We start from the raw sequence: 25,387 nt of genomic DNA on the forward strand, positions 1-25,387 counted from the left end.
GTTGTTCATGAAACGCATTTCTCTAACTGTTTTGTCCATATGTCTGTTTGTTTTCTCGTTTTTTCTGCCTGTCAGCCAAGTCAATGCGAACGAATCTCATGGGAGTAAAGTAGCTGTTGGTAAAGATGGCATGGTGGCTACTGCTCACCCGCTGGCATCAGAAGTAGGTGCTGATGTATTGAAGAAAGGTGGAAACGCAGTGGATGCTGCTGTTGCCATCCAGTACGCACTGAATGTGACAGAGCCAATGATGTCTGGAATTGGCGGCGGTGGTTTTATGATGGTTTATGATGGAAAGACAAAAGAAACATCCATCATCAATAGTAGAGAACGAGCACCACAGGGCGCAACACCTGACATGTTTTTAACGGATGAGGGAAAAGTCATCCCATTTGCTGAGCGGTCCACACATGGTAATGCGGTTGGTGTTCCAGGGACAGTAAAAGGTCTCGAAGCAGCATTAGATAAGTGGGGAACCCGTTCGATGAAGGAATTGATTGAGCCTTCCATTCATCTTGCAGAGGATGGATTTGAAATCGATTCTGTGCTAGCAAAAGCCATTGAAGATCATCAAGAAAAGCTGAAAAAAACGGCCGCAGCGCCAATCTTTCTTCCAGATGATCAGCCGCTCAAAGAAGGCGATCTGCTTGTACAGCCAGGTCTTGCGAAAACATTTAAGCTCATTGCGAAAAAAGGAAGCAAAGCATTTTATGAAGGAAAAGTAGCAAAAGCACTTGCAAAGACAGTCCAAGATTTTGGCGGAACGATGACAACTGATGACCTTGATCGTTATGAGGTCAAGACTGACAAGCCTATCTGGGGGGACTATAAAGGATACCAGCTTGCAAGTATGCCTCCACCAAGCTCAGGCGGTGTGTTTATGCTGCAAATACTCAAAATACTAGATCACTTCAATCTATCACAATATGACCCCAAATCATTCGAAAAATATCAGCTGCTAGCTGAAACAATGCATCTCTCCTATGCTGACCGTGCTGCATATGCAGGCGACCCCGAATTCGTAGATGTTCCACTAAAAGGACTACTAGACGATGATTACATTTCAAAAAGAGCTTCTCTCATTCAATTAGATCAAATGAACAAAAACCCGAAAGAAGGAGATCCATGGGCGTATGAGGAGCAAAAAAATCCATCCCCAATTATCCCGCAGCCAGAAGATAAAACCATTGGCGAGACCACTCATTTTACTGTTGCTGATCAGTGGGGAAATGTCGTGTCATTCACAACAACCATTGAACAGTTATTTGGTACAGGGATTCTTGTTCCGGAATATGGCTTTTTCTTAAACAATGAACTAACAGATTTTGACGCAAGACCAGGCGGAGCAAATGAAGTCCAGCCGAATAAGCGTCCATTATCCAGTATGACCCCGACCATCATATTTAAAGATAACGAGCCGGTCATGACTGTGGGCTCACCTGGAGGAACGACTATTATTGCTTCTGTTTCACAAACCATATTAAACTTGCTTGAATACGACATGGAGCTGCAAGATGCGGTGGAAGAGCCGCGGATTTATACAAACAGTACAACTTCTTACCGTTACGAAGTAGGTGTTCCCCTTGATGTAAGAACGAAGCTAAATGATATGGGTCATCGTTTTGGCAGTTCACCTATTGATATAGGAAATGTGCAAGCCTTACTCATTGATCGGAAAGCAGGGACATTTACAGGAGTAGCTGACTCCTCGAGAAATGGAACCGCTGTTGGTGTCAATTTAAAGCTTTCTGCCGATTAAAACCATTTCCCGGGAAAAGAAGCGCCTCTTCAAGATGGCGTTTCTTTTTTTGTTTAAATGAAAAAACAGAGTTGACACCTGTGAATAGTTTGAATAATATATAGACTAACATCAATCATACATAGCTGATCGGACAACCGAAGGCTCTTGGCAATTTGAAGTACAGGACTGTGATGTATTTCAGGTGGCTAAGGGTCTTTTTTGCGTATGAAACGGCAAGGTTGGTGTCACTATTTTTGATAACGGGGGAGCGGGATAACATGAAAAAGTGGAAATGGGTCTGGGTCGTGACTATTATATTAGTCTTGGCTGTGACGAGTACTGCATGCTCAAACGCAAACGAAGCCTCAAGCCAAAAGGGAAAGGTTGAGCTGTTAAATGTTTCGTATGATCCTACACGTGAATTGTATCAGGAATACAATCAAGCCTTTCAGACGTATTGGAAAGACAAAACAGGTGAGGATGTCACGATCAAGCAGTCTCATGGTGGATCAGGAAAGCAGGGAAGATCGATTATTGATGGACTCGAGGCAGATGTGGCAACACTGGCTTTAGGGTATGACATTGATGCGATTGCAGATCGCGGACTGCTTTCAAAAGATTGGCAAAAAGAATTTCCAAATCAGTCAACACCGTATACATCGACCATTGTGTTTCTTGTGAAGAAAGGGAATCCCAAAAATATTAAAGATTGGGACGACTTGATTCGGCCAGGTGTGTCCATCATTACGCCAAATCCGAAAACGTCCGGCGGTGCGAGATGGAATTACTTAGCTGCATGGGCCTACGCCGATAAAACATTTCATGGGAATGAAGAAAAAACAAAGGATTTTGTCAAAAAGCTATATGAACATGTCGAAGTCCTTGATTCAGGTGCACGCGGAGCCACAACGACCTTTGTTGAACGCGGACTTGGGGATGTGTTAATTGCATGGGAGAATGAAGCCTATTTAACGCAGCACGAACTAGGCAAAGACAAATTTGAAATTGTCACCCCATCAATTAGTATTCTAGCGGAGCCGCCTGTTGCGGTTGTTGATCAAAATGTGAAACGTAAAGGAACAGAGAAAGTGGCGAAGGCTTATTTAGATTATTTATATTCTAAAAAAGGGCAGGAAATTGCGGCGAAAAACTATTATCGCCCTAGAAATCAACAAGTCTTAAACAAATATAAAGACCAGTTTAAAAAGATTGATATGGTGACGATTGATCAAGCGTTTGGCGGGTGGAGAAAGGCGCAGAAAAGATTTTTTGATGATGGCGGATTATTTGATCAAATATACAGCGGACAAAAATAGGGGGCGATGTGATGAAGAAAGCACATGCAGCCGCCAATAAAAGAAAACGTATATTGCCTGGATTTGGGCTGAGCCTTGGGGTGACGCTCGTTTATGTGAGTGCGATTGTCGTCATTCCTTTATCCATGGTATTTATTTGGACGGCTTCATTAGGAGCAGAGGGGATTTGGAAGGTTTTTACCGATGCAAGAGTATTGAAGTCTCTTCAGCTGACCGTGACGACTTCCTTTGCAGCTGCTCTCATCAATGCAGGGTTTGGTGTACTGATTGCCTGGGTTCTCGCCAGGTACACATTCCATGGAAAAAAAATCTTAGATGCTCTCATTGATTTGCCTTTTGCTCTCCCAACAGCTGTTGCAGGTATTGCCCTGACCACCCTCTATTCTCCTAATGGATGGATTGGTCAATTTCTGCATATAAAGGTGGCGTACACACCGATTGGGATTATTTTGGCACTGATTTTTATTGGCATTCCATTCGTTATCCGAACCGTTCAGCCTGTGATAGAAGGGCTGCAGCAGGAAGTCGAAGAGGCTGCGGCGATTCTTGGTGCGACAAGGAGACAGACCTTTTTTCACGTACTGCTGCCGGCCTTGTTTCCTGCGGTGATGACTGGATTTTCACTTGCGTTTGCAAGAGCGCTAGGTGAATATGGCTCTGTTGTGTTTATTGCTGGAAATATTCCGTTTAAAACAGAAATTACACCGCTGATGATCATGTCCAAGCTTGAACAGTATGATTATCATGGTGCAGCAGCGATTGCATGCTTGATGCTGCTTCTTTCGTTTTTCATCCTGTTATTGATTCACGGCATTCAGTGGTATGTTGAGCGGAAAAAACAAGTATACGTGAGGTGAAACCATTGGAGAGAGAGCTTAGTCATCAGCACCATGTTCAGTATAAAAGTCCTGTAACCGAATCTAAAGGGGTGAAAATCCTCTTGATTACGGTCGTGTATGCTTTTTTGATTTTATTTTTACTCATACCGCTGATCGCCGTTTTTTCAAAGGCATTTGAGAAAGGATGGAGTTCATACCTTCTGGCCATCTCACATCCAGATACACTCGCGGCGATCAAATTGACTGTTTTCATTGTCGTCGTCACCTTGCCGCTTCAAATGATCTTTGGGGTGAGTGCTGCATGGCTTATCACAAAATTTAATTTCCGCGGAAAACGTTTGTTAACGACTGTGATTGATCTCCCGTTTGCCGTTTCGCCTGTGATTGCTGGACTTGTATTTGTGCTTTTATTTGGTTCAAACGGGCTTTTAGGACCTTGGCTTATGGCGAATGGATGGAAAGTCATTTATTCTGTACCAGGCATGATCCTAGCCACCATATTCGTTACATTTCCGTTTATTGCCAGAGAATTAATCCCGTTTATGCAGCATGAAGGCATTCATGAGGAGGAAGCATCGCTCACACTTGGTGCAAACGGATGGAAGACTTTTTTCTTTGTGACACTGCCGAATATCAAATGGGCTCTTTTTTACGGTGTCATTTTAGCCGGGGCAAGAGCGATTGGTGAATTTGGTGCCGTGTCGGTTGTATCAGGTCATATTCGAGGCATGACCAATACGATGCCGCTTCATATCGAAATTTTATACAATGAGTACCAATTTCAAGCCGCTTTTGCTGTGGCGTCTCTCATGGCGTTTGTGGCAGTCATTACTTTAATCATTAAGCAAATCATTCAGCAGAGGGAACACCGGCTTGGCAAGCGCTCAACATAAATGGAGGGATCGGCCTTGGGGATTACAGCAAAACAAATATCAAAACAATTTGGTCAGACAAAGGTTTTGCAAAACGTGGATTTATCGATAAGAAATGGTGAATTGATCTCTTTACTAGGACCATCTGGCTCTGGGAAAACGACTTTATTAAGAATCATTGCAGGTCTTGATTATGCCAATAACGGACAGATTTTATTTGGAGATCAGGATTACACACACATTCCAGTACGAAAACGACAGATCGGTTTTGTATTTCAGCAATATGCACTTTTTCGAAATATGACGGTTTTTGATAATGTGGCATATGGGCTGAAAATGAAACCTAGAGGAGAAAGACTGCCTAAAAAAGACATCAAAGAGCGGGTACATGAGCTTTTAGAGGTTGTTCAGCTTACGCAGTTTGAGCAGCGGTATCCAGATCAGCTGTCAGGCGGGCAAAAGCAGCGTGTGGCACTGGCGCGCGCACTTGCCGTTCAGCCGAAGGCACTCCTCTTAGATGAACCCTTTGGTGCACTTGATACAAAGGTGAGGAAAGAATTAAGGCATTGGCTGAAAAAAGTTCATCGTGACTTTCAAATGACCACCATTTTTGTGACACATGATCAAGAAGAAGCATTCGATATTGCTGATCGTGTTGTGGTGATGAATGAAGGAAGAATCGAAAAAATTGGCACAAAGGAAGAAATGGCAGTGCAGACAGACAATCTATTTGTATCTGAATTTTTAGATATAGGAAGCCACATTTAACAAGCAGTATAGAAGATTAGAAGGAAGAGACGCGGTGATGACTGCGTCTTTTTTTTATTTAAATTTCCCTAGGGACATTGACTTATAATTTTGAATATTATAATATCTTTACAAAGGTAACAGTATTGAACATTTTTCAGAACTCATAATTGTAAGCGCTTTATAAAAGGTTCTATTCTAAAAATGTTCTTTCTTTTGTTACATGTGTTCATATTTATACCAAATGAAAGGGGTGGTTGTTTGAACAGCTTGTTTGAGTTAGATGAACAACTGATTAAGCTGCAGTTCGAAGCATCTTCGAGAGAGGAGGTGACCACATATTTAGCAGGGCGGTTAGAAGCTGGAGGGTACATTAAATCGAGCTTTTTACCAGCAGTGCTTGAAAGAGAAAAAACATATCCTACAGGCCTTCCACTGGCAGCCTTTGGGGTAGCGATTCCGCATACAGATCCTGAGCATGTGAACAAACCAGCGATTAGTGTAGCTACTTTAAAGGAACCTGTCATTTTTCATAAGATGGGAAGCCCTGATGAAACAGTGCAAGCCAAAATTGTGTTTGTCCTAGCAATCTCTGAGCCTAGCAAACAGCTTGTGATGCTGGAGAAGCTGATGACACTTTTTAGAAAAGAAGAGGTGATGACAAAGCTCTCACACATGACATCTTATGAAGAAGCAGTTGACGTGCTTCGGCAAGAATTAAACCAATAGCCATTCACGAAAATATGTAAGCGCTTTATCTGAAAAATTCAGGAGGTGGATGTATGATCAAGCAAGCCGTCGATTTTATATTAGACCTTGGACCAACTATTATGCTCCCGATTATTATGACGCTTTTCGGTATGATTTTAAGGCAGGGCTTTAAGAAATCCTTCAGGGCCGGTATTACGATCGGAATTGGATTTGTCGGTGTCAATCTTGTCATTAATTTGCTCGTGAGCGGACTTGGGCCAGCAGCAAAAGCCATGGTTAATTCCCTTGGGCTAAAGCTCGATATTTTGGATGTTGGATGGCCGATTGGAGCTGCCATATCCTTTGGTACACCCGTTGCCCCGCTCATGATTCCTCTTGTGCTTTTATTAAATGTCATCTTATTGTCCGTAAACTTTACGAAAACGCTGAATGTGGATATTTGGAACTTCTGGCATTTGATTTTCGCAGCCTCTGTTACTTACTACGCTTATCATAATATGTTCTTGGCTCTTGCTGTTGGCTTGATCGTCTCTGCGATCACGCTAAAATTAGCCGATTGGACGGCGCCGACAATCGAACACCATTTCGGATTAAAAGGCGTATCGATGGCTCATGCTGAAACGGTCAACTTTGCCCCGCTCATGTATGCGTCAAACCGCATCATTGATAAGATCCCTGGTTTAAACAAAATTCATGCTGATCCAGAAACATTGAAGAAACGCTTTGGCATTTTTGGTGAACCGCTTGTGATGGGTCTCATACTTGGTATCATTATTGGTCTTCTTGGCGGCTATGATGCAAAAGGTGTGATGACGCTAGGTATTCAAATGGCAGCAGTTCTTGTCTTAATGCCAAGAATGGTTGCGCTATTAATGGAAGGGCTCATTCCAATCTCTGAGGGCGCTCGTTCTTATATTCAAAAGCGTTTCCCAGGGAAAAATGTCTATATTGGTTTAGATACAGCGATTGTGATTGGTCATCCAGCGAATATGGCGGTAGCCCTTTTAATGGTGCCGATTACCATTTTGCTCGCAGTTGTTCTGCCTTACAATGGCATGCTCCCGTTTGCTGACTTATCGGTTCTGCCATTTACAGTTGTCTGGGCAGTAGCAGCCGCTCGTGGAAATATTATTCGCGGTCTTATTAACAGTATTTTCACATTAATGATTGTCTTCTTTATCGCAACGAACCTTGCACCGCTTGCGACAACCATGGGGAAAGCAGTCGGCTTTGATTTCCCAGAAGGGGCAAACATGATTTCAGGTATTGACCTTGGTTCTCACGTTATTCCTTGGATCATGGTGAGACTTCTTGATCCGAGCAACCCTTACTTTATTGCAGCAATTATCTGTGCTTTGGCTTATGCGCTTCTATGGTACTGGGTGCGAAATGATATTAAAAAGCAGTATGCGAAAGAAATGGGCTTAGATCAAAAAGAACAATAAATGAGCTGGAGGGATTCTAATGGCGAAGAAAATATTAGTATCATGCGGAACGGCAGTTGCAACATCAACGGTTGTGGCTAAAAAGGTAGAAGAAACGTTAAAGGAAAAAGGATATGATGTCGTCGTAGAACAGTGTAAGGCATCTGAAGTCCCGCAAAAAGCGGAGGGTGCAGATTTAATTGTGACAACAACACCTGTGAGTGATACAAAAGGGACACCTGTGATTCAAACATTATCCTTTTTAACTGGATTTGGTATTGAAGATGATATCGAGAAAATCATCGATCATATCAAGTAGAGAGTTATTGCATGGAGGAGCTTTTGTGGCTCCTTCTAGTGATCTGAAAGGAGGAAGTCTCATGCAGCATCATGCTTATAGCCGAACGTCTGCAATGTTGTCTATTTTTCTTCCGGCTGTGCTCATCTGTCTGTTTTTTCTCTGGTCTCTTTATACATTATGGTCAGCAGGACCTGACCCGTTAGCTGTGTTAGGCGTTTATACGCTGCCTATTCTCATACTTTCTAGTATCACGGGACTGAACCAGCCGACAAACGTCATCATTAGTGAAGATCAACTGAAGATAGGCGCTTTTGGCAGATGGCACACATATGCAGTTTCTGATATTAAAGGAAAGCTTTTTTTAAAGCCTTATCCTCATATCGGGAAAGTCTATGTCAGGGTGGGGCCAGCTCGTATATTCGGAGGGCGCTACTGGATATCCAGCGAGATGAGTGAGTACAAGCAGCTTGTTCAAACACTACAGGATTTTGCGAAGGGTGATGAAAAGGAGGATGCTGCTACATGAAATCAGCTGTCTTTTATTCTTCAGAGGACATTCGGTATGAGGAGCGGAACCGGCCAGTCATCGGTGATGATGAAGTTCTGTTAAAGCTGCGAGCCTGCGGCTTATGCGGAACGGATATTTACAAAGCAACGCATGAGACAGTACCTCCTGGGACGGTGTTAGGGCATGAAATCGCTGGTGATATTGTCGAGACCGGCAAGCGTGTGACAAATGTCCAGACGGGAGACAGGGTATATGTGGCGCATCATGTGCCTTGTTTCACCTGTGACTTTTGTCAAAAGGGGTTTTATACGATGTGTCCGCAGTTTACAGCCACAAATGTAGAGCCGGGCGGGTTTTCAGAATATATCCGTGTACCTGCTTTGCATGTCAAGCACACGATGGGCAAGCTTCCAAAAGACGTATCGTATGAGCAAGGGGCGATGGTAGAACCGGTTGCCTGCTGTCTGCATGGGTTTGAACGAGCTCCTGTTCATCCAGGAGATTCCGTATTGATCCTTGGAGCGGGGCAAATTGGCTGTATTCAATTGCAGCTCGCCAAATATTATTTGGCTGGGAAAGTGATGATAACAGATGTGAATGAGAACAGGCTGCTGCAAGCGAGGAGTTTAGGTGCAGATATCGCTTTCCATCCAGCAGCTGAGCCGGTTGAAAACCGGGTGATGAAGGAAACAGATGGAAAGGGAGCAGACCTCGTCATTATTTCTGTTGGGAGCAGTGCGCTTTTAAAAGAGGCGTTTCAGGCTGTAGCGCGAGGCGGGACGATTTTGGTGTTTGCTCATTTTCCAAAGGGCGATGTGCCCATTCCTGCTGAACGATTTTTCAATGATGAAGTGAAGGTAGTAGGAGCCTATTCCTCGCATCCATATCACTATCGTGAAGCCCTTGAGCTTCTGAAAGCAAAAGTGGTCAACACTGAAAAGATGGTGACGCATCGTTATCCGTTAAGCCAGCTGCTTCAGGCGATAGAATGTGCGAGGCATCCTGAGGGTGAGAGCGTCAAAATCATGATGTATCCAGATGAATGAGTGTATGAGATTAAAAGAGAAAGAGAAGTTCTTTGGAAAAGGGCTTTGCCTTTCTCTTTTTTTCTGACAAAAGATGAAAACGCTTAAAAATGAGAGAGAAATGCTTGACTTCGATGACACTTAAACGTATGATAATTACAAATGTAACACATAAGAACAAATGTAAAGGGGAGAGAAGAAATGCAAAAACAAATCACTTTGCCTGAACAGATTAGTCATGAGAAATTAGCAGATTTATATAAACAAATGTGGTTAGTGAGATATTTTGATGAAAAGGTCGATCAATTTTTTGCAAAAGGACTTATCCATGGCACCACTCATTTATGTGTTGGACAGGAAGCGTCAGCTGTTGGATCGATTGCCGTATTAGAAGATAAAGATAAGATCGTCAGCACACACAGGGGACACGGTCACTGTATTGCAAAAGGGGCCGAGGTTAATAAAATGATGGCTGAATTGTTTGGACGTGAAACCGGCTATTGTAAAGGAAAAGGCGGCTCCATGCATATCGCGGACTTAGAAAAAGGAAACCTTGGGGCAAATGGAATCGTTGGCGGCGGTATCCCGCTGGCAACAGGTGCAGCGCTCACATCTAAAATGAAGCAGGAAGGCTTTGTTGTTCTTTGTTTCTTCGGAGATGGCGCCACAAATGAAGGCAGCTTCCATGAAGCATTAAACCTTGCGTCTATTTGGGATTTACCAGTTGTGTTTATTTGTGAAAACAACCAGTACGGCATGTCTGGCCCTGTGAAAGAAATGATCAACATTGAAGACATTTCAGCAAGAGCAGAAAGCTACGGAATGCCAGGGAAAACGGTTGATGGAAATGACATGGTCGAAATTATGAACACAGTAGATGAAACAGTCAGCCGTGCGAGAGCGGGAGAAGGCCCATCACTCATTGAAATGAAAACATACCGCTGGAAGGGTCACTCTAAGAGTGATGCGAAAAAATACCGTACACGTGAAGAAGAGACAGAGTGGAGACAAAAAGACGGAATCAAACGCTTTAAGTCTCTCTTGATTGAACTGAATGTTTTGACAGAAGAGCAGGCAGCAAGCTTACAGGAAGAAGCAAAGCAGGAAATTGAAGCGTCTGTCGAATTCGCCAAAAACAGTAAAGAACCGTCAATTGACACACTATTAGAGGATGTATACGCCTAATTAGGAGGGGAATCACGTGACAAAAACAACAGTGAGAGAGATTTCGTATTTAGAAGCCGTTCGAGAGGCAATGAGTCAGGAAATGAGAGAAAACCAAGATGTCTTCATTTTAGGTGAAGATATCGGCGTATATGGAGGTGCTTTTGGTGTCACGCGCGGCATGATTGAAGAATTCGGTCCAGAGCGCGTTCGCAATACACCTATCTCAGAGGCTGCCATCGCAGGTGGGGCAGTCGGAGCGGCTTTAACTGGTATGCGTCCGATTTTAGAACTTCAATTCTCTGACTTTATCACAATCGCAATGGATCAGCTTGTGAACCAAGCAGCCAAAACACGATACATGTTTGGCGGAAAAGGAAAGGTGCCGCTTGTCGTAAGAACACCAGCAGGATCAGGAACGGGTGCAGCGGCGCAGCACTCCCAAAGCTTAGAAGCGTGGATGGCGCATATTCCAGGACTTAAAGTGGTTCAGCCTTCAACAGCCTATGATGCAAAAGGACTTTTAAAAGCGGCGATGGATGATGACAACCCTGTCATTTTCTACGAGCACAAGCTTTTATATAAAACAATCGGTGAAGTCCCTGAAGAGCAATATTCCATTCCTCTAGGGAAAGCAGATGTGAAAAGAAGCGGGAAAGACGTCACGATTGTAGCAACAGCGATAATGGTACACAAAGCGTTAGAAGCGGCGAAGGAACTAGAAGCAGAGGGAATCGATGTTGAAATCATTGACCCAAGAACACTCGTCCCATTAGATGAAGAAACGATTATCGAATCTGTGAAGAAAACAGGTAAATGTATCGTCGTTCATGAAGCGGTAAAACGAGGCGGCTATGGCGGAGAGATTGCAAGTATGATAGCGGAAAGTGAAGCCTTTGACTACTTAGATGCTCCAATTAAACGACTTGGCGGTCTTGCGGTCCCAATACCATACAACCCGACGCTGGAAAAAGCGGTCATTCCACAAGTGCCAGATATTATTGAAGCAGCAAAAGAGCTTGTGCGCTCTTAAGTAAAGGGGAGAAGATCATGCCAAAAGAGATATTTATGCCGAAGCTGAGCAGTACGATGGAAGTCGGCACCTTGCTTCAATGGTTTAAAGAAGAAGGAGATTCGGTTGAAATCGGTGAGCCTCTTTTTGAAATTATGACAGACAAGATCAATATTGAGGTGGAAGCCTATGATGATGGTATTTTTCTAAAGAAATATTATGAAGCCGATGATCAAATTCCAGTTAATGCTGTCATTGGATACATCGGAGAGGCAAATGAAAAGGTGCCAAGCGAACCGCCAGCACAATCAGATGAAGATTCACCAGACAGCAGCGAATTGTCTTCATCAGAAGCGGCTTCATCCAGTTCTACTGAAGCCCCAAAAACACCTAATGAAAAAGTACGTGCCACACCTGCGGCGAGAAAAACGGCAAAGGATCATCATGTAGCGATTCATGAGGTATCTGGCACAGGACCTAAAGGCAGAGTTCAAAAGCGTGACGTCGAGGCGGCCGTCCACTCTAGTGAGAAAGATCAGCGCGTGTCACCGCTTGCAGAAAAAGTGGCTGCTCGTGAAGGAATCAATTTAGCGAATGTTGCTGGATCTGGTGCACACGGAAAAATTATGAAAAGTGATGTAACGGCAGCAGCTGCACAAACAGCAGAGTCTTCTCCAGCGAAAACACAAAAACTAGCTGGCATGAGAAAAGTGATTGCTGATAGGATGTCACAAAGTGCCTTTACAGCACCGCACGTGACATTAACAAGTGAAATCGATATGACAAAAGCGAAAGAAGTACGCAAACAGCTATTGCCAGCGATTGAAAAAGAGACAGGCTACAGACTGTCGTTCACAGAAATTATCATTCATGCGGTCAGCAATGTACTCACACGCCACCCGCATATCAATATGACGTTTGAACAAAATGAGCTCCATTTCCATGATGATGTGCACATTGGTCTCGCTGTCGCTGTAAAAGATGGCTTAATGGTTCCAGTCATTTCTCATGCGAACCAAAAAGGGTTAAAACAGCTGACAAAAGAGGCGAAAGAAATCGGCCGAAACGCACGTGACCAAAAACTGCTGCCAGACCAGCTGAAAGGGTCCACTTTTACCATTAGTAACTTAGGGATGTATGCCATTGATACCTTTACCCCGATTATTAATCAGCCGGAAGTGGCGATCTTAGGGGTTGGGCGCATTCAAGAAAAACCTGTTGTAGTAGATGGAGAAATTCAGGTGCGGCCGATGATGGGCGTTAGTTTATCGTTTGATCACCGAGTGGTAGATGGCGCACCAGCGGCTGCCTTTTTAACAGATCTTAAAAAAGTGCTTGAACAACCATTTGAATTGCTAATGTAGGAGATGAATCGGATGACGAAAACGTATGATCTGACAGTCATTGGCGGAGGGCCTGGCGGGTATACTGCCGCCCTTCAAGCAGCTGAGCGTGGACGGAAGGTCGCATTGATTGAAGAGGATTTTCTAGGCGGTACTTGTTTAAATCGGGGCTGTATTCCTTCAAAGACGCTGCTCAAACATGCAGAAGTCATTGAATCAATTGAGAAGGCGAAAAGCTGGGGAATTGAAGCAGGTGATTTGGTTCTTTCCTTCGATAAAATGAGAAAGCGCAAAGATGACGTCATTGAAAAGCTCAGAGGCGGAATTGCCTTTTTATTAAAGCAAGGAAAGATTGATGTATATAACGGCAGAGGTACAGCTGTTACAAAGCACCGGATTGAGATTGAAAAGCAAGATGGGGCAGAATCGATCGAAACGAAAGAACTCATCATTGCTACTGGATCTTCACCTGCCATTCCGCCAATACCGGGCCTTAAAAACATTCAATTTGACACAAGTGATACGATCTTTGACATTCCAGATATTCCGGCTTCTGTCGTCATCATTGGCGGCGGTGTCATTGGACTTGAGCTGGCTTGTATCTTCCAGAGTCTTCAATCAAAAGTCACGATTATCGAAGCGGCTCCGTCTCTTATTCCGCAAGAGGATGAGGAAGCATCTAAGCTGCTAGAAAGAGAATTAAAGAAAAAAGGCATCCATATCGCGAAAAAAACCACTGTGACAGAGGTGACGGAAAGCGAAGGAATCAAAGCGGTTCATGCATCAGACGATAAAGGAGAGACGCATATCTTTACGGCTGAAAGACTGCTTGTTTGTGTAGGAAGAAGACCTAGCGTTTCTGCTGTCAGCCAGCTTGACCTTCAGTTGGATGGTCCTTTTATCAAGGTGAACGACAAGATGCAGACAAGCGTGGAAGGTGTCTATGCAGTCGGGGATGTCGCTGGCGGCTATCAGCTTGCTCACGCAGCGATGGCAGAAGCCGCTGTTGCGGTCAGTAATATTTGCGGTGTGTCTGAAAAAATGAATGCTGATATCATGCCTAGATGTATTTATACATTACCAGAGGTAGCAAGTGTTGGTCTAACTGAAAAAGAGGCAAAAGCCAAAGGACTTAACGTGCAGGCAGAACGATTTGATTTAGCAGCAAGTGGTAAAGCACTAGCGGCAGGCGAGCAAACAGGTTTTATTAAATTGGTATACGATACAGCCTATGGTGAAGTGATTGGCGCGACGATGGTTGGCCCGCACGTCACAGAGATGATTTCAGAAGCTTCCTCCTTTATGTATTTAGAAGGAACAGCAGAAGAGATGGCGAAAATGATTCATCCGCATCCGACCATCTCAGAAGGTTTTTATGAAGCAGCACTTGATATCGTGAGTAAGCTGAGAAAATAATTGCCAAACAAGGGATAGGGAGGAGATGCATGTGCACGTCCAGCTTCATCAGAAAGCGGCACTTGTGACAGGTAGCACAGATGGATTTGGAGAAGCCATCTGCCTGGCTTTAGCCAGGGCAGGTGCACATGTTTTTTTACACACGTTTCATGATGAATCAAAGGCTAAAACCATTCGTGAAGACATTCAAAAAATGGGCGGTCAAGCGAGTATCATTCAGAACCCGCTGGAAACGCCGCGTGATGCCACACGGATGCTGAGGCAAGTGATTGATACATGCGGTAAACTGGATATTTTGGTCAATCAAGCTGAACAAGGAGCGGACGCGGAGCTTGATGACGTGAGCCCAGATGAGTGGGTGGATGAAGTGGAATCGGCTGTGAATACCGTTTTTCTTTCCAGTCAGGCTGCCGTATGGCATATGGTTGATCAGAAGCAAGGCTGCATCATTAATATATCGTCATCAGGCAGTATCACAGGGGATGGCGGGATCTCACATGCTACATCAAATTCTATGCTGAATGCCATGACAAAAGGGTTAGCAAGAGAATTTAAAGACAAAGGCATCCGGGTGCTTGCGCTGCTGCCGCCGCCTCTTGATTTGGTTCCTGATACAGAGCAAATCAAGGAGACTGTGGCCCATATGACGGTGTTTCTCAGTACATCCTATGGTGCATTTACAGATGGTGCGGCGATTATGCTTGATGGGGGTGAGAGTGCTGGCTAATGTTCAAAAACCAGTTCTCATCGTTGGCGGAGCCCAAGGGATCGGAAAAGAAATTGCTGAGCGATTTTTAAAAGAAGGGCACCAAGTCGCCGTGTCAGATATAGATGAAAAGGGACTTTCGCTCTTAAAGACACAGTATCCTCAGCTGCTGATATTTCAAGCTGACGTTTCATCGTGGGAAAGTGTTCAGCAAATGATATCAGCAGCTGAAAGGGAGCTGGGCGGTATTGCTCACCTTGTGTATTCAGCAGGAATGACAAAATCACTGCCTTTTTTAGAAGTCGATTTTTCACTTTGGAAAAAGACACTGGCTGTGAACTTATATGGTCTTTACTATTGCATCAAAGCGCTGGCACCCTATATGTGTGAGCGGGAGGAAGGCAGTGTTGTCATTATTGGATCGGGATCGGCAATCACCGGATCAGGCGGCGGTATTCAATATTATGCATCAAAAGCAGGGGCTTTTGGATTGATGCGTTCGCTCGTAAAAGAACTAGGCTCGCATCATATACGCATCAATGTGATTGCCCCCCGCGTCATTGAATCTCAAATGCTTGATACGCTCTATCCTACTGTAGAGGAGAAACGGCAGCTGCAATCACTTATTCCCATCGGAAGATTAGGAAAGCCTGAGGATATTGCAGGACTCACTTTATTTCTCACACGTGGCGAGGGGAGTTATTTGCACGGACAAATTATCCTGTTAGACGGAGGGAGAACGTATCAGCCGAAATATACTGAGGGAAAAAGAGCGGAGAGTTAATCGCTCTTTTTGTCATTTTCATAACAATTGTTCCAATTGGAAACGAATGTTTGGTATACTGGTAATCATAGTATATTAAAAGGATGATGTCACATGCTGAATTGGGAAGAAAGACGACAGCTCGTCAAAGTTGCTCATCTTTATTATACAGACGGGTGGACGCAGCAGGAAATTGCAAAAAAGCTCAATGTCTCAAGACCAGTCATTTCAAAGCTCTTACAAAAAGCAAAAGATGTGGGAATCGTTGAAGTGTACATTAAAGACGAAAGCATTCATACAGTGGAACTTGAAAAGCAGCTAGAAACAACCTTTCAATTAACAGATGCGGTCGTTGTCCCAAGTGTCGGGACAATGTCTGAGATGGTGAAGCGGGCAGTCGGTCAAGCAGGCGCCTATTATTTGTCTAAAAACATGAAAAATGCGGAGAAAATCGGTATTTCATGGGGCACGACGCTTGCTGAGCTTGTCAAAGAATATCCTTTTGAACGAAGAAATGATGTGAAGGTCATTCCTTTAGAAGGCGGAATGGGCAGGCAGGCGGTCGACATTCATGCCAATCAGCTGGCATATGAGCTGGCAAAGAAAATGAACGGCACGTGTTCCTATTTATATGCCCCTGCGATTTTAGAAACAGAAGAATTAAAAGAACGGCTTATGGCGATGCAGGACATAGAAGCTGTGCTTGAAGAAGGCAGAAATGTGGATATTGCCCTCATCGGTATTGGCAACCCGCATAAAGGGTCAACTTTAAAAACAGTCGGTTATTTAAAAGAAGAGGACTTATCTGGTTTAAGGCAATCAGGGGCTGTCGGTGATATTGGCTTTCGTTTCTTTGATGGAGAAGGAAAACCTGTTCAAGATGAACTGAATCAAAAGGTCATTGGCTTATCGCTGGAACAATTAAAGAGCGTCAAAACGGTCGTCGCTGTTGTAGAAGGAACCCATAAAGCTGAGAGCATTTTAGGGGCTTTAAATGGCGGCTTCATCCAAGTACTGGTGACAGACGAACTAACGGCGGCAGCCATTTTAAAGGAAGCATCCGTTCAATAAAAGACTGGCAGCGTTCGAATAGTATAACAAGAGCAACATCAAACGAGAAAGGAGCTGTGTATCTTGAAGCAAACCGAAATGGAAGCAAACCTACACTGTACTCGGTGCCAAGAAGAGACCCTCCACAGCATCGTTTATGTGAATGATCAGATGAAAAGCGTTGAGTGTACAGAGTGTCATCAAAAGATCAGTGTGCAAGTCGACATCATGAAGGAATTTTACAAGGAAGTATACGAGAAAATAGCAACAAAGCCAAAGCGGATCACGCAGGAATATAAGTCGAACCTGAATGGATTTATCTCAAGACTCCCAATCCGCGTGCTTAGTAAGCCATACCGGCTCATGAGATATTTAAACGAATCATACAAAGTGATCAAACAATATAAAAAATGAAGCAGAGACCGTTTAGCGCTCTGCTTCAGCGTGTAGGCAAACCCTCGCATTTTTTGTCAGGCCTCTGTTCCTGTGCTCACGAATGTCACATTCTCTCCGCCCCGGTACTCGTCTTTCCTACACTGCAAAGGTTTTCTATTACGCTGAGAAGAAGGAAAAAAAGCAGAGCACTGCTTAGTGCTCTGCTTTTTTTTGTGCTTTTTTCATATAATAATAAATAGGCAGTCCGGCCATCCCGATCAGCATGGAGATCAGGCAGCTTTTCCAATCGGTGATCATGGTGCTGATTAAAACGAATAATGAACCGATAATCGCAATGATCGGTGTCAGCGGGTAAAGTGGTACACTGTACGCACGCTTCATTCCGCTGTTTTGTTTTCTCAGCTTAAAGACGGCGAAAAAGGCCATGACATAAAAGATGTAGATCATGAAAATCGACACCTCAGACAGCTTCTCTGGATTGCTGACGATCATAAACACAATGGCGATCAAAATTTGCACAAATACAGCGATCCAAGGTGTTTTAAACGTTGGGTGAATCCGCGAAATCGCGTTGGCGAAAGGAATCTGCTTTCGCTCTGCCATCGCAAAAATCACACGTGGGAATGAAAGAACCTTTCCGTTCAAACAGCCAAAGATACTGATGATGATCCCAATACTAATGATTTTCCCGCCAATTGGTCCAAAGAGCATGGTAGCAGCAGTGCTTGTCGCATTTTCACCTAACTGGACAATTTGATCAGCTGGCAGTACGTGCAAAAGTGCGACATTAATAAAGAGATAACAAGCCGTCACGATTAAAATTCCGCCTGCCATCGCGCGAGGAAGCAGTTTCTCAGGGTTTTTCATTTCACCACCAAGCGCAGCAAGTAAAATCCAGCCATCATAGGCAAACAGCGTAGCCAAAATCGCTGCACCGAAGTTCATTTGAGCGATACTATCGTTGACGGCCATGAAGATGTTTTCGTTACCTTTCCATATGCCAAACACAATAATCGCGGCAATAGGGACAAGCTTTCCGATAGTGGTCAGCCCCTGAACAAATCCGCCGTATTTTGTTCCCATGATGTTAATGATACATAAAAATAAAACGGTGATAATGCCGATCGTTGTAGACCATAAAGTCGAAAGAGAAAATAAATTGGCTAATAATGAACCAAAATAAAGACCAAGTGCACCAATGATGGCAGGTCCGTAAATAATAATCTGCACCCAGCCGCATAAGTAGCCCCAAAATTCACCATACACTTCTTCAAGATAGGCGTACAAACCGCCGGTTCTCGGGATTTGTGTACCAATTTCAGCGACAGTCAGTCCGCCTGCAAGGGTTAAGATCCCACCTAACAGCCAAGCGAATAATGCGATGTCTGAGCTTCCTGAATAGGAAAGGACGTTGCCTGGCTTCATAAAGACGCCTGACCCGATAATGGTCCCGATGACAAGAGATAGGGCGAAAAATAAGCCGATGTCTTGTTTTAACGCTGGTTGTTCTTTGTTCATTACACACGACCTCCTGCATCACTTTCATACGTTACTGTGACATGTATTTTGTTCATTGTAATACGATTTTAGGAAAATAAGAATTAAAAAAATTTTCTGATTTTCGTATTTGTATTTAAAAGTGTTCATTTATTGGAGATATTAGGGTAAATGTTGTGTTAAAAACGAACAATAAAAGTTTATTTTTGATTTAATGTTAATTTAATGACCGGAAACCGAACATCCAGTAAACGTGCAGCCAAATGGTTGACTTTTTTTGAAAAATGAACTATTTTATTCATAAGGATATTATCTCGAATTCAAGATATTTTAAAATAGGAGTGAAAATAATGAAAATCAATGGGATTCACCACGTATCTGCGTTAACAGCCAATGCTCAGAAAAATGTTGATTTCTACCGCCAAATCCTTGGCTTAAAACTTGTAAAGAAAACAGTCAATCAGGATGACCCGTCTATGTATCATTTGTTTTATGGAGATGAGGTCGCTTCACCAGGAACAGAGCTAACATTCTTTGAAATTCCAATGCTTGCCCGCCGTTTGGAAGGGACAAATGCGATCACAAGCACAGGTCTTCTCGTTTCTTCTGAAGAGGCACTCACGTTTTGGGAAAAGCGGTTTGAAGATAAAGGCGTGCAGCAAGAAACAGCTTCCTTGAGAGGCGGAAGACCTGCTTTGCGTTTTAAAGACCCAGAAGGGCAGCAGCTGTTTTTAACAGTAGAACCGAATACGCAAGAGGCAGGCTCACCGCCAGTGCATGACGATATTCCGGCAGAGTATGCGATTAGAGGTTTAGGTCCAGTTGAATTAACTGTTGCAGAAGCTGATAAGACGATCCGTGTTTTAACAGACATCCTTGGATTCACTGAAAGAGCACGTGAACAATCAAATGATGGTGAGATCGTGACCATTTTTGAATCAGGAAATGGCGGTGCTGGAACAGAAATTCATGTGATTGAAAAAACAGAAGGGCCTTCTGAACGTTCCGGCAGAGGCAGTGTGCATCACGTCGCATTTCGCGTGAAGGATGCAGAAGAGCTTGAAAAATGGTATGAAAAAATATCAAAAGCAGGCTTTACGAACTCTGGTGTTGTAGAACGCTTTTACTTTAAAGCTCTTTACTTTAGAGAGCCAAATGGTATTTTATTTGAAATTTCAACAGATGGTCCTGGGTTTACAGTCGATGAAGGGGTGGATGTACTTGGCGATCAATTAGCCCTTCCGCCGTTCCTAGAGCATAAACGAGCAGAAATTGAACAAAGATTAACGCCAATTCAGTCGTCATAAAAAAAGCAGCTCATCAACTGAGCTGCTTTTTCATTAGGAACTGACCTGCTTAGATTCAGATTGTGTTAATGTGACCTGCTTTGTTTCTTGTTTTCCGTTTCGAATGAGGGTGATGCTCACGGTATCTCCTACTTTTGCATTCGTGTATAGCTCATGACGTAATTCACTGCCAGTTTTGATTTGTTTTCCATTGATGCCGGTAATGACATCCTCTGACTTTAAGCCAGCTTTGGCGGCAGGTGAACCTGCGGCGATATCTTTGACATACACGCCTTGATTGAGCTGACTGCTTTTAAGTCCGAGAGTTTCTTTTTGATACACATCTGGAACTTGTTCGAGATCCAGCATGCTGATGCCGATATATGGACGTTCAATTTTTCCTTTTGTGAGAAGCTGGTCAGCGATTGGTTTGACATCATTGATTGGCAGTGCGAACCCAATGCCTTCAACACCTGTTTCAGAGATTTTCATACTCGTGATCCCCACAACCTTTCCGTCTGTCGTCAGAAGCGGACCGCCGCTGTTACCAGGATTAATAGCTGCATCTGTTTGAATGACATTAATGCTGCTTTCGCCTGCTGATGTGTTCATAGAGACTGTTCGGTCGACGCCGCTGACAATTCCTTGTGTCACCGTTCTTGAAAGATCTTCACCAAGCGGGTTTCCGATCGCAATGACGGTTTCCCCAGCACGCAGTGAGGAGGAATTGCCTAATGCCGCAACCTTTGTCACATGACTGCTGCTAATTTCCACAACGGCTAAGTCAGTGAGCGGATCAGCTCCAACGAGTTTTCCTTCAATGGTTTTGCCATCGTGTAAGGATACGGTTAGTTTATTTGCGCCTTCAATGACGTGGTTGTTTGTTAAGATATAGGCTTTATTGCCTGATTTTTTGAAAATCACTCCTGAGCCTGTACCGGTTTCTTCCTCTTGACTGCTTTTGTTTTGCTGTGATTCATCGAAAGGCGTACTGAAATCGCCAAAGCTCGTGTCTGTTTGAGTTTGCGCTTGGTAGTTTGTAATGCCGACAATAGCTGGTGATACATTTTCGACCATGCTGGAGATGCTGCTTGATGAATTTGATGTTTGGACGGCTGTTGTTTTTGACGAATTCGTGTGATTTGTCGATACTGCTTCAGTTTTCGCTGCCGAATCATTTGCGGTGCTGTCTGATGAATGCTGAGCATATGGCGTAAGAACGTAGACACCTAACGCTAATGTACCGCCTACAACACCGCTGACAAATGGCTTAAACCAGCCGTTTGGCTTTTTCTGTTTTTGAGGTTGTTCAATTGTTTGTTTGTCATCTTTGTGCTGTGTCATTTCAATCACTCTCTTTCAATGATTTTTTCATGTATGTGTTTGGGTGTTTTACCGTATGTGGTGGGGACTGACTTTATCGTATGAAAAAAGTGTGGGATAAAAATGAAAACATTGTGGGAAATTGTTAAAATAAGTAGTGAATCTAAGCAAGATAGAGGAGATTAAACTGTGGAGACAATTGGAATCATTGGATATGGAAGTATGGCTGATATGATGGTGCAAAAGTGGCTGGAAAATGGGGTGCTGAATGCTCATCAAATCATGATCCATACAAGAAGTAAAACGGAGCGCCTTCATCAGCTCAAAGAAAAGCACCAAGAAATCAACATTTGTTCATTAGACGAACTTTCTGCGTCATGTGATATATTGTTTGTCTGCGTGCCGCCGCTTGCTGTACTAAATGTTCTGGATCAGCTGCCTTCTAAAGGGAGAGCGGTACATATTGTGTCAGTAGCAGCAGCTGTGACATTAGAAAAGTTACAGGCGCATACAGCGCAGCCAGTATCCAGATACATCCCAACGCTCACGTCAGCTGTTGGGACAGGCGTATCCCTTGTTGCGCATGGTGCAGCCGCAGGACGTGAGGACAAGGAGCGTTTGCACCGGCTGCTTTCAGCTTTTAGCATCGTCAGGGAAGTAGAGGAAGACCGGTTTGATGCGGCGAGCAATTTGACAAGCTCATCTCCTGGTTTTATCGCTGCTCTTTTTGAAGAAATGGCGAAAGCGGCTGTGAGAAATAGTGATCTTTCCTTAGAGGAAGCGAATGAATTTTTAACGTATGCCCTTTTAGGAACTGGCCAGGTCCTCGTAGAACGAGGCCTAACCTTTGCTGAAACTGTCGATAGAGTGGCGACAAAAGGGGGAATTACAGGAGAAGGTGCTGAGGTCATTCAACAGCAGGCACCTCAGATGTTTGATGATTTATTTACACAAACCATGAAGAAATATGAACAGCTGAAATCTCAGATCAACGAAGCGGATAAACACCACTAAAGACATAGTTAGTGGTGTTTTATTTGTTAAAAAAATCCTTTCTAAAAAATCCTTTTGACCTGTATTATCTGAGTCTAAACTCCTTATTTTCGGACATTGTATTGAAAAATCAATCAAGTTCTCATATAATTTTTTAGAAAATTTAGAAAAATATACACAAATTTTATGTTTAATTAAAGGGGGATGGGAATGAAGCTCTATCTATCTGTCGATATGGAGGGAATTACTGGTCTAGCTGATCATACATTTGTTGATTCACGCCAGCATAACTATGAGCGTGGCAGACGCATTATGACGGGTGAAGTGAACGCCTGTGTAGAGGCGCTTGTCCAGCATGGTGCCACCGACATTTTGGTCAATGACAGTCATTCTAAAATGAATAATCTTTTGATCGAAGAGCTGCATGAAGAGGCAGTTCTCATATCAGGTGACGTAAAGCCTTATTCAATGGTGCAAGGATTGGATCAAACCTATGATGCAGCTGTTTTTTTAGGCTATCATGCAAGGGCATCAATGAAAGGTGTAATGTCACACAGTATGATTTTTGGGGTCAGACATTTTTACATAAATGATCATCCAATTGGTGAAATGGGCTTTAATGCGTATGTGGCAGGCTACTATGGTGTGCCGGTGATTCTTGTTTGCGGGGATGATCAAGCAGCACTTGAGGCAGAAAAGCTGATGCCTGGTGTGAAAACAGTGGCAGTGAAAGAGACCATCTCAAGATCTGCTGTGAAATGCTTACCTCCAGCCAAAGTCAATCAACAAATCTCGCAGCAAGTGGAAGCCGCGATGAAACAGATTGATCAAATGAAGCCGCTGACGCCTCCTGATCAGCCGCTGCTTAAGATTGAGTTTGCCAATTATGGACAAGCTGAATGGGCGAATTTAATGCCCGGTACTGCCATCATAGAAGGAACAACGACGGTGACGTACCAGGCAGACAATATATTAGAAGCCTATCAAGCAATGCTTGTCATGACAGAGCTTGCCGCACGTACAACATTTTGTTAAGCGAGGGGGAGACAGCAGATGGCCAGCTTTTTGCTCAAGCGTTTTATTGCGATGATCGCTACGATCTTAACGATTACGACTTTAACGTTTATTCTAATGAAGGTCATCCCAGGATCGCCTTTCAATGAAGAACGAAATACAAACGAAACCGTCCAGCGAAACCTCGAAAGCTACTATCACTTAGACGAACCACTCTATGTTCAATATGTCATTTATTTAAAATCCATTGTTACCTTTGATTTTGGTCCTTCCATTAAAAAGCCTTCTGAAAGTGTCAATGATCTATTGGCGAGAGGCTTCCCAGTCTCATTAGAACTTGGTCTTATCTCAATATTGATTGCTGTCATCTCTGGCATCCTGCTAGGGGTTATGGCTGCCCTCCGGCATAATGGTTTGATTGATTACATCGCCATGACGATTGCTGTATTCGGTATATCCATTCCAAACTTTATCTTTGCTACCTTATTAATTCAGCAGCTTGCTGTCAATTTGAAGCTCTTTCCTACAGCGATGTGGACAAGTCCAATGCATATGGTGCTGCCTACAATCGCCCTTGCTGTTGGCCCAATGGCCATTATCGCCAGGTTAACGAGGTCGAGCATGATTGAAGTGCTGTCGCAAGACTATATCCGTACGGCCAAAGCAAAAGGACTTTCTCCCTTTAAAATTGTATTTAAACATGCGCTTCGGAATGCACTTTTACCCGTTGTGACCATTCTTGGAACACTTGTCGCAAGTATTTTAACAGGAAGTTTTGTCATTGAAAAAATATTTGCCATTCCTGGAATGGGAAAATACTTTGTCGAGAGCATAAACAACCGTGATTATCCTGTCATCATGGGAACCACTGTTTTTTACAGCATTATTTTAATCACACTTCTCTTCATTGTCGATGTGGCGTATCGTCTCCTTGATCCAAGGATTCAGCTGCATCAGAAAGGAGGAAAGGCATGAGTATACACCTTCAGCATGATCCACCGAACAGGCATCCTGAAGTGCCGGACGAATGGTTTTCTCCTCGAGAGCAAAAGAAAACAGAAGCCCATGCCATTAAAAGACCCTCTCTTTCCTATTGGGCAGATACATGGAGGCGGCTGAAGCAAAATAAGCTTGCGATGTTTAGTCTATCGGTTTTGATTTTTCTTTTTGTCATGGCAGTCTTAGGTCCATTGCTTGCACCAAATAGTGTGACAGAGCAGCGTCTTTCGATGCAAAATCTGCCGCCCTCGGCTGCTCATTGGTTTGGAACAGATGAGCTTGGACGAGATGTGTTTACTCGTACTTGGTACGGAGCTCGCATTTCGTTATTTGTGGGTGTCATGGCAGCCTTGATTGATTTTGCCATCGGTGTGATTTATGGGGGCATAGCCGGTTATAAAGGCGGACGCTATGACCATGTCATGATGCGGATTGTCGAGGTGCTCTACGGACTTCCTTATTTACTTGTCGTCATTTTATTGATGGTGCTGATGGGTCCAGGGCTTGTCACCATTATTGTAGCGCTCACTGTCACCGGATGGATTGGAATGGCAAGAATTGTGAGAGGTCAGGTTCTTCAGCTGAAAAGCCAGGAATATGTCCTTGCCTCAAAGACCTTTGGTGCCAAAAGCCTGCGGATCATTCGCCGCAACCTGCTGCCGAATACGATGGGGCCGATTATCGTTCAGATGACCCTGACTGTGCCGACCGCGATATTTGCTGAAGCGTTCCTAAGCTTTCTCGGGTTAGGTATTCAGGCACCGTTTGCAAGCTGGGGCGTGATGGCCAATGATGCTTTGCCGACTGTGCTGTCAGACAATGGACATTGGTGGCGTTTATTTTTTCCAGCATTTTTTATTTCACTCACGATGTTTTGCTTTAACAATTTAGGTGATGGCTTGCAAGATGCGCTTGATCCAAAGATGAAGAGGTGATGGCGC

Annotated in this window: 25 protein-coding genes; 23 read left to right on the top strand and 2 right to left on the bottom strand. The window is 43.7% G+C overall.

What is annotated here, in order from left to right; genetic code table 11:
• The first annotated feature begins 7 nt into the window (after nt 1-7).
• From ggt to ASE42_RS07145, 18 genes are all read left to right on the top strand, one after another.
• Nucleotides 8-1,759 carry a gamma-glutamyltransferase gene (gene ggt, locus ASE42_RS07060; RefSeq protein WP_056766227.1) on the top strand — a complete coding sequence of 584 codons (1,752 nt, stop codon included), beginning with the start codon at nt 8-10 and terminating at the stop codon, nt 1,757-1,759.
• Nucleotides 1,760-2,019: 260 nt separating this feature from the next.
• Complete coding sequence (locus tag ASE42_RS07065) at nt 2,020-3,057, top strand: sulfate ABC transporter substrate-binding protein (RefSeq protein WP_024424956.1); 1,038 nt, start codon at nt 2,020-2,022, stop codon at nt 3,055-3,057.
• 11 nt (nt 3,058-3,068) lie between these two features.
• Nucleotides 3,069-3,914, top strand: a complete 846-nt coding sequence (gene cysT / locus ASE42_RS07070) for a sulfate ABC transporter permease subunit CysT (RefSeq protein WP_024424955.1) — start codon at nt 3,069-3,071, stop codon at nt 3,912-3,914.
• A 5-nt stretch (nt 3,915-3,919) separates the two neighbouring features.
• Complete coding sequence (gene cysW, locus ASE42_RS07075; protein ID WP_056766229.1) at nt 3,920-4,789, top strand: sulfate ABC transporter permease subunit CysW; 870 nt, start codon at nt 3,920-3,922, stop codon at nt 4,787-4,789.
• A 15-nt stretch (nt 4,790-4,804) separates the two neighbouring features.
• Nucleotides 4,805-5,536: a sulfate/molybdate ABC transporter ATP-binding protein gene (locus ASE42_RS07080; RefSeq protein ID WP_024424953.1), complete on the top strand. Its 732-nt coding sequence runs from the start codon at nt 4,805-4,807 to the stop codon at nt 5,534-5,536.
• A gap of 240 nt (nt 5,537-5,776) precedes the next feature.
• Nucleotides 5,777-6,244: a PTS sugar transporter subunit IIA gene (locus tag ASE42_RS07085; protein ID WP_056766231.1), complete on the top strand. Its 468-nt coding sequence runs from the start codon at nt 5,777-5,779 to the stop codon at nt 6,242-6,244.
• A gap of 53 nt (nt 6,245-6,297) precedes the next feature.
• A complete protein-coding gene (locus tag ASE42_RS07090) occupies nt 6,298-7,671 on the top strand; it encodes a PTS galactitol transporter subunit IIC (RefSeq protein ID WP_024426780.1) in 1,374 nt (457 codons plus the stop codon).
• 19 nt (nt 7,672-7,690) lie between these two features.
• A complete protein-coding gene (locus tag ASE42_RS07095; protein WP_003212259.1) occupies nt 7,691-7,969 on the top strand; it encodes a PTS sugar transporter subunit IIB in 279 nt (92 codons plus the stop codon).
• A gap of 61 nt (nt 7,970-8,030) precedes the next feature.
• Nucleotides 8,031-8,477: a hypothetical protein gene (locus ASE42_RS07100; RefSeq protein ID WP_034623414.1), complete on the top strand. Its 447-nt coding sequence runs from the start codon at nt 8,031-8,033 to the stop codon at nt 8,475-8,477.
• Nucleotides 8,474-9,505 carry an alcohol dehydrogenase catalytic domain-containing protein gene (locus ASE42_RS07105; RefSeq protein WP_056766233.1) on the top strand — a complete coding sequence of 344 codons (1,032 nt, stop codon included), beginning with the start codon at nt 8,474-8,476 and terminating at the stop codon, nt 9,503-9,505. Before ASE42_RS07100 ends, ASE42_RS07105 begins: the two co-directional genes overlap by 4 nt.
• Nucleotides 9,506-9,685: 180 nt before the next feature.
• Nucleotides 9,686-10,669 carry a thiamine pyrophosphate-dependent dehydrogenase E1 component subunit alpha gene (locus ASE42_RS07110; RefSeq protein WP_056766235.1) on the top strand — a complete coding sequence of 328 codons (984 nt, stop codon included), beginning with the start codon at nt 9,686-9,688 and terminating at the stop codon, nt 10,667-10,669.
• Between the two features lie 31 nt (nt 10,670-10,700).
• Nucleotides 10,701-11,681, top strand: a complete 981-nt coding sequence (locus ASE42_RS07115) for an alpha-ketoacid dehydrogenase subunit beta (protein WP_034281944.1) — start codon at nt 10,701-10,703, stop codon at nt 11,679-11,681.
• A 17-nt stretch (nt 11,682-11,698) separates the two neighbouring features.
• Nucleotides 11,699-13,024, top strand: a complete 1,326-nt coding sequence (locus ASE42_RS07120) for a dihydrolipoamide acetyltransferase family protein (protein ID WP_056766237.1) — start codon at nt 11,699-11,701, stop codon at nt 13,022-13,024.
• 12 nt (nt 13,025-13,036) lie between these two features.
• Nucleotides 13,037-14,419, top strand: a complete 1,383-nt coding sequence (lpdA, locus tag ASE42_RS07125) for a dihydrolipoyl dehydrogenase (protein WP_056766239.1) — start codon at nt 13,037-13,039, stop codon at nt 14,417-14,419.
• A gap of 25 nt (nt 14,420-14,444) precedes the next feature.
• On the top strand, nt 14,445-15,146 hold the full coding sequence (locus ASE42_RS07130) for an SDR family NAD(P)-dependent oxidoreductase (protein ID WP_175579094.1): 702 nt from the start codon (nt 14,445-14,447) through the stop codon (nt 15,144-15,146).
• Nucleotides 15,124-15,909: an SDR family NAD(P)-dependent oxidoreductase gene (locus ASE42_RS07135; RefSeq protein WP_034281482.1), complete on the top strand. Its 786-nt coding sequence runs from the start codon at nt 15,124-15,126 to the stop codon at nt 15,907-15,909. Before ASE42_RS07130 ends, ASE42_RS07135 begins: the two co-directional genes overlap by 23 nt.
• A gap of 93 nt (nt 15,910-16,002) precedes the next feature.
• On the top strand, nt 16,003-16,959 hold the full coding sequence (locus ASE42_RS07140) for a sugar-binding transcriptional regulator (protein ID WP_056766240.1): 957 nt from the start codon (nt 16,003-16,005) through the stop codon (nt 16,957-16,959).
• Nucleotides 16,960-17,022: 63 nt separating this feature from the next.
• A complete protein-coding gene (locus tag ASE42_RS07145; protein ID WP_034281483.1) occupies nt 17,023-17,352 on the top strand; it encodes a bh protein in 330 nt (109 codons plus the stop codon).
• 174 nt (nt 17,353-17,526) lie between these two features.
• Here the strand turns inward: ASE42_RS07145 and ASE42_RS07150 are convergent, their stop codons facing one another.
• Nucleotides 17,527-18,852: an APC family permease gene (locus ASE42_RS07150; RefSeq protein WP_025092292.1), complete on the bottom strand. Its 1,326-nt coding sequence runs from the start codon at nt 18,850-18,852 to the stop codon at nt 17,527-17,529.
• A 329-nt stretch (nt 18,853-19,181) separates the two neighbouring features.
• On the opposite strand from ASE42_RS07150, the gene ASE42_RS07155 reads away from it, so the two are divergent.
• Entirely contained in the window at nt 19,182-20,138 is a 957-nt protein-coding gene (locus ASE42_RS07155; RefSeq protein WP_056766242.1) for a ring-cleaving dioxygenase, read from the top strand.
• Between the two features lie 33 nt (nt 20,139-20,171).
• On the opposite strand, the gene ASE42_RS07160 is transcribed toward ASE42_RS07155, so the two are convergent.
• Nucleotides 20,172-21,461: a S1C family serine protease gene (locus ASE42_RS07160; protein WP_056766244.1), complete on the bottom strand. Its 1,290-nt coding sequence runs from the start codon at nt 21,459-21,461 to the stop codon at nt 20,172-20,174.
• A gap of 168 nt (nt 21,462-21,629) precedes the next feature.
• Between ASE42_RS07160 and proG the strand changes: the two genes are divergently transcribed.
• The 4 genes from proG to ASE42_RS07180 all read left to right on the top strand — a co-directional run bounded on the left by proG (nt 21,630) and on the right by ASE42_RS07180 (nt 25,381).
• Nucleotides 21,630-22,454 carry a pyrroline-5-carboxylate reductase ProG gene (gene proG / locus ASE42_RS07165; protein WP_056766246.1) on the top strand — a complete coding sequence of 275 codons (825 nt, stop codon included), beginning with the start codon at nt 21,630-21,632 and terminating at the stop codon, nt 22,452-22,454.
• Between the two features lie 189 nt (nt 22,455-22,643).
• Nucleotides 22,644-23,468 carry a M55 family metallopeptidase gene (locus ASE42_RS07170; RefSeq protein ID WP_025092296.1) on the top strand — a complete coding sequence of 275 codons (825 nt, stop codon included), beginning with the start codon at nt 22,644-22,646 and terminating at the stop codon, nt 23,466-23,468.
• Nucleotides 23,469-23,486: 18 nt separating this feature from the next.
• The gene (locus tag ASE42_RS07175) at nt 23,487-24,422 is read left to right on the top strand and encodes an ABC transporter permease (RefSeq protein ID WP_041116384.1); all 936 of its coding nucleotides are present in this window, start codon (nt 23,487-23,489) and stop codon (nt 24,420-24,422) included.
• The gene (locus ASE42_RS07180) at nt 24,419-25,381 is read left to right on the top strand and encodes an ABC transporter permease (RefSeq protein ID WP_024424622.1); all 963 of its coding nucleotides are present in this window, start codon (nt 24,419-24,421) and stop codon (nt 25,379-25,381) included. Before ASE42_RS07175 ends, ASE42_RS07180 begins: the two co-directional genes overlap by 4 nt.
• The last annotated feature ends 6 nt before the right edge of the window (nt 25,382-25,387 follow it).

Origin of the sequence: Bacillus sp. Root920 (genome assembly GCF_001429445.1) — a bacterium.
GTDB lineage: Bacteria > Bacillota > Bacilli > Bacillales > Bacillaceae > Bacillus > Bacillus safensis.

Excerpts from the sequence above, each read along its gene's own strand:
- ggt (WP_056766227.1), top strand. The coding sequence starts at position 8 with ATGAAACGCATTTCTCTAACTGTTTTGTCCATATGTCTGTTTGTTTTC.
- ASE42_RS07065 (WP_024424956.1), top strand. The coding sequence starts at position 2,020 with ATGAAAAAGTGGAAATGGGTCTGGGTCGTGACTATTATATTAGTCTTG.
- cysT (WP_024424955.1), top strand. The coding sequence starts at position 3,069 with ATGAAGAAAGCACATGCAGCCGCCAATAAAAGAAAACGTATATTGCCT.
- ASE42_RS07090 (WP_024426780.1), top strand. The coding sequence starts at position 6,298 with ATGATCAAGCAAGCCGTCGATTTTATATTAGACCTTGGACCAACTATT.
- ASE42_RS07095 (WP_003212259.1), top strand. The coding sequence starts at position 7,691 with ATGGCGAAGAAAATATTAGTATCATGCGGAACGGCAGTTGCAACATCA.
- ASE42_RS07100 (WP_034623414.1), top strand. The coding sequence starts at position 8,031 with ATGCAGCATCATGCTTATAGCCGAACGTCTGCAATGTTGTCTATTTTT.
- ASE42_RS07105 (WP_056766233.1), top strand. The coding sequence starts at position 8,474 with ATGAAATCAGCTGTCTTTTATTCTTCAGAGGACATTCGGTATGAGGAG.
- ASE42_RS07110 (WP_056766235.1), top strand. The coding sequence starts at position 9,686 with ATGCAAAAACAAATCACTTTGCCTGAACAGATTAGTCATGAGAAATTA.
- ASE42_RS07120 (WP_056766237.1), top strand. The coding sequence starts at position 11,699 with ATGCCAAAAGAGATATTTATGCCGAAGCTGAGCAGTACGATGGAAGTC.
- lpdA (WP_056766239.1), top strand. The coding sequence starts at position 13,037 with ATGACGAAAACGTATGATCTGACAGTCATTGGCGGAGGGCCTGGCGGG.
- ASE42_RS07130 (WP_175579094.1), top strand. The coding sequence starts at position 14,445 with ATGCATGTGCACGTCCAGCTTCATCAGAAAGCGGCACTTGTGACAGGT.
- ASE42_RS07135 (WP_034281482.1), top strand. The coding sequence starts at position 15,124 with ATGGGGGTGAGAGTGCTGGCTAATGTTCAAAAACCAGTTCTCATCGTT.
- ASE42_RS07140 (WP_056766240.1), top strand. The coding sequence starts at position 16,003 with ATGCTGAATTGGGAAGAAAGACGACAGCTCGTCAAAGTTGCTCATCTT.
- ASE42_RS07150 (WP_025092292.1), bottom strand. The coding sequence starts at position 18,852 with ATGAACAAAGAACAACCAGCGTTAAAACAAGACATCGGCTTATTTTTC.
- ASE42_RS07155 (WP_056766242.1), top strand. The coding sequence starts at position 19,182 with ATGAAAATCAATGGGATTCACCACGTATCTGCGTTAACAGCCAATGCT.
- ASE42_RS07160 (WP_056766244.1), bottom strand. The coding sequence starts at position 21,461 with ATGACACAGCACAAAGATGACAAACAAACAATTGAACAACCTCAAAAA.
- ASE42_RS07170 (WP_025092296.1), top strand. The coding sequence starts at position 22,644 with ATGAAGCTCTATCTATCTGTCGATATGGAGGGAATTACTGGTCTAGCT.
- ASE42_RS07175 (WP_041116384.1), top strand. The coding sequence starts at position 23,487 with ATGGCCAGCTTTTTGCTCAAGCGTTTTATTGCGATGATCGCTACGATC.
- ASE42_RS07180 (WP_024424622.1), top strand. The coding sequence starts at position 24,419 with ATGAGTATACACCTTCAGCATGATCCACCGAACAGGCATCCTGAAGTG.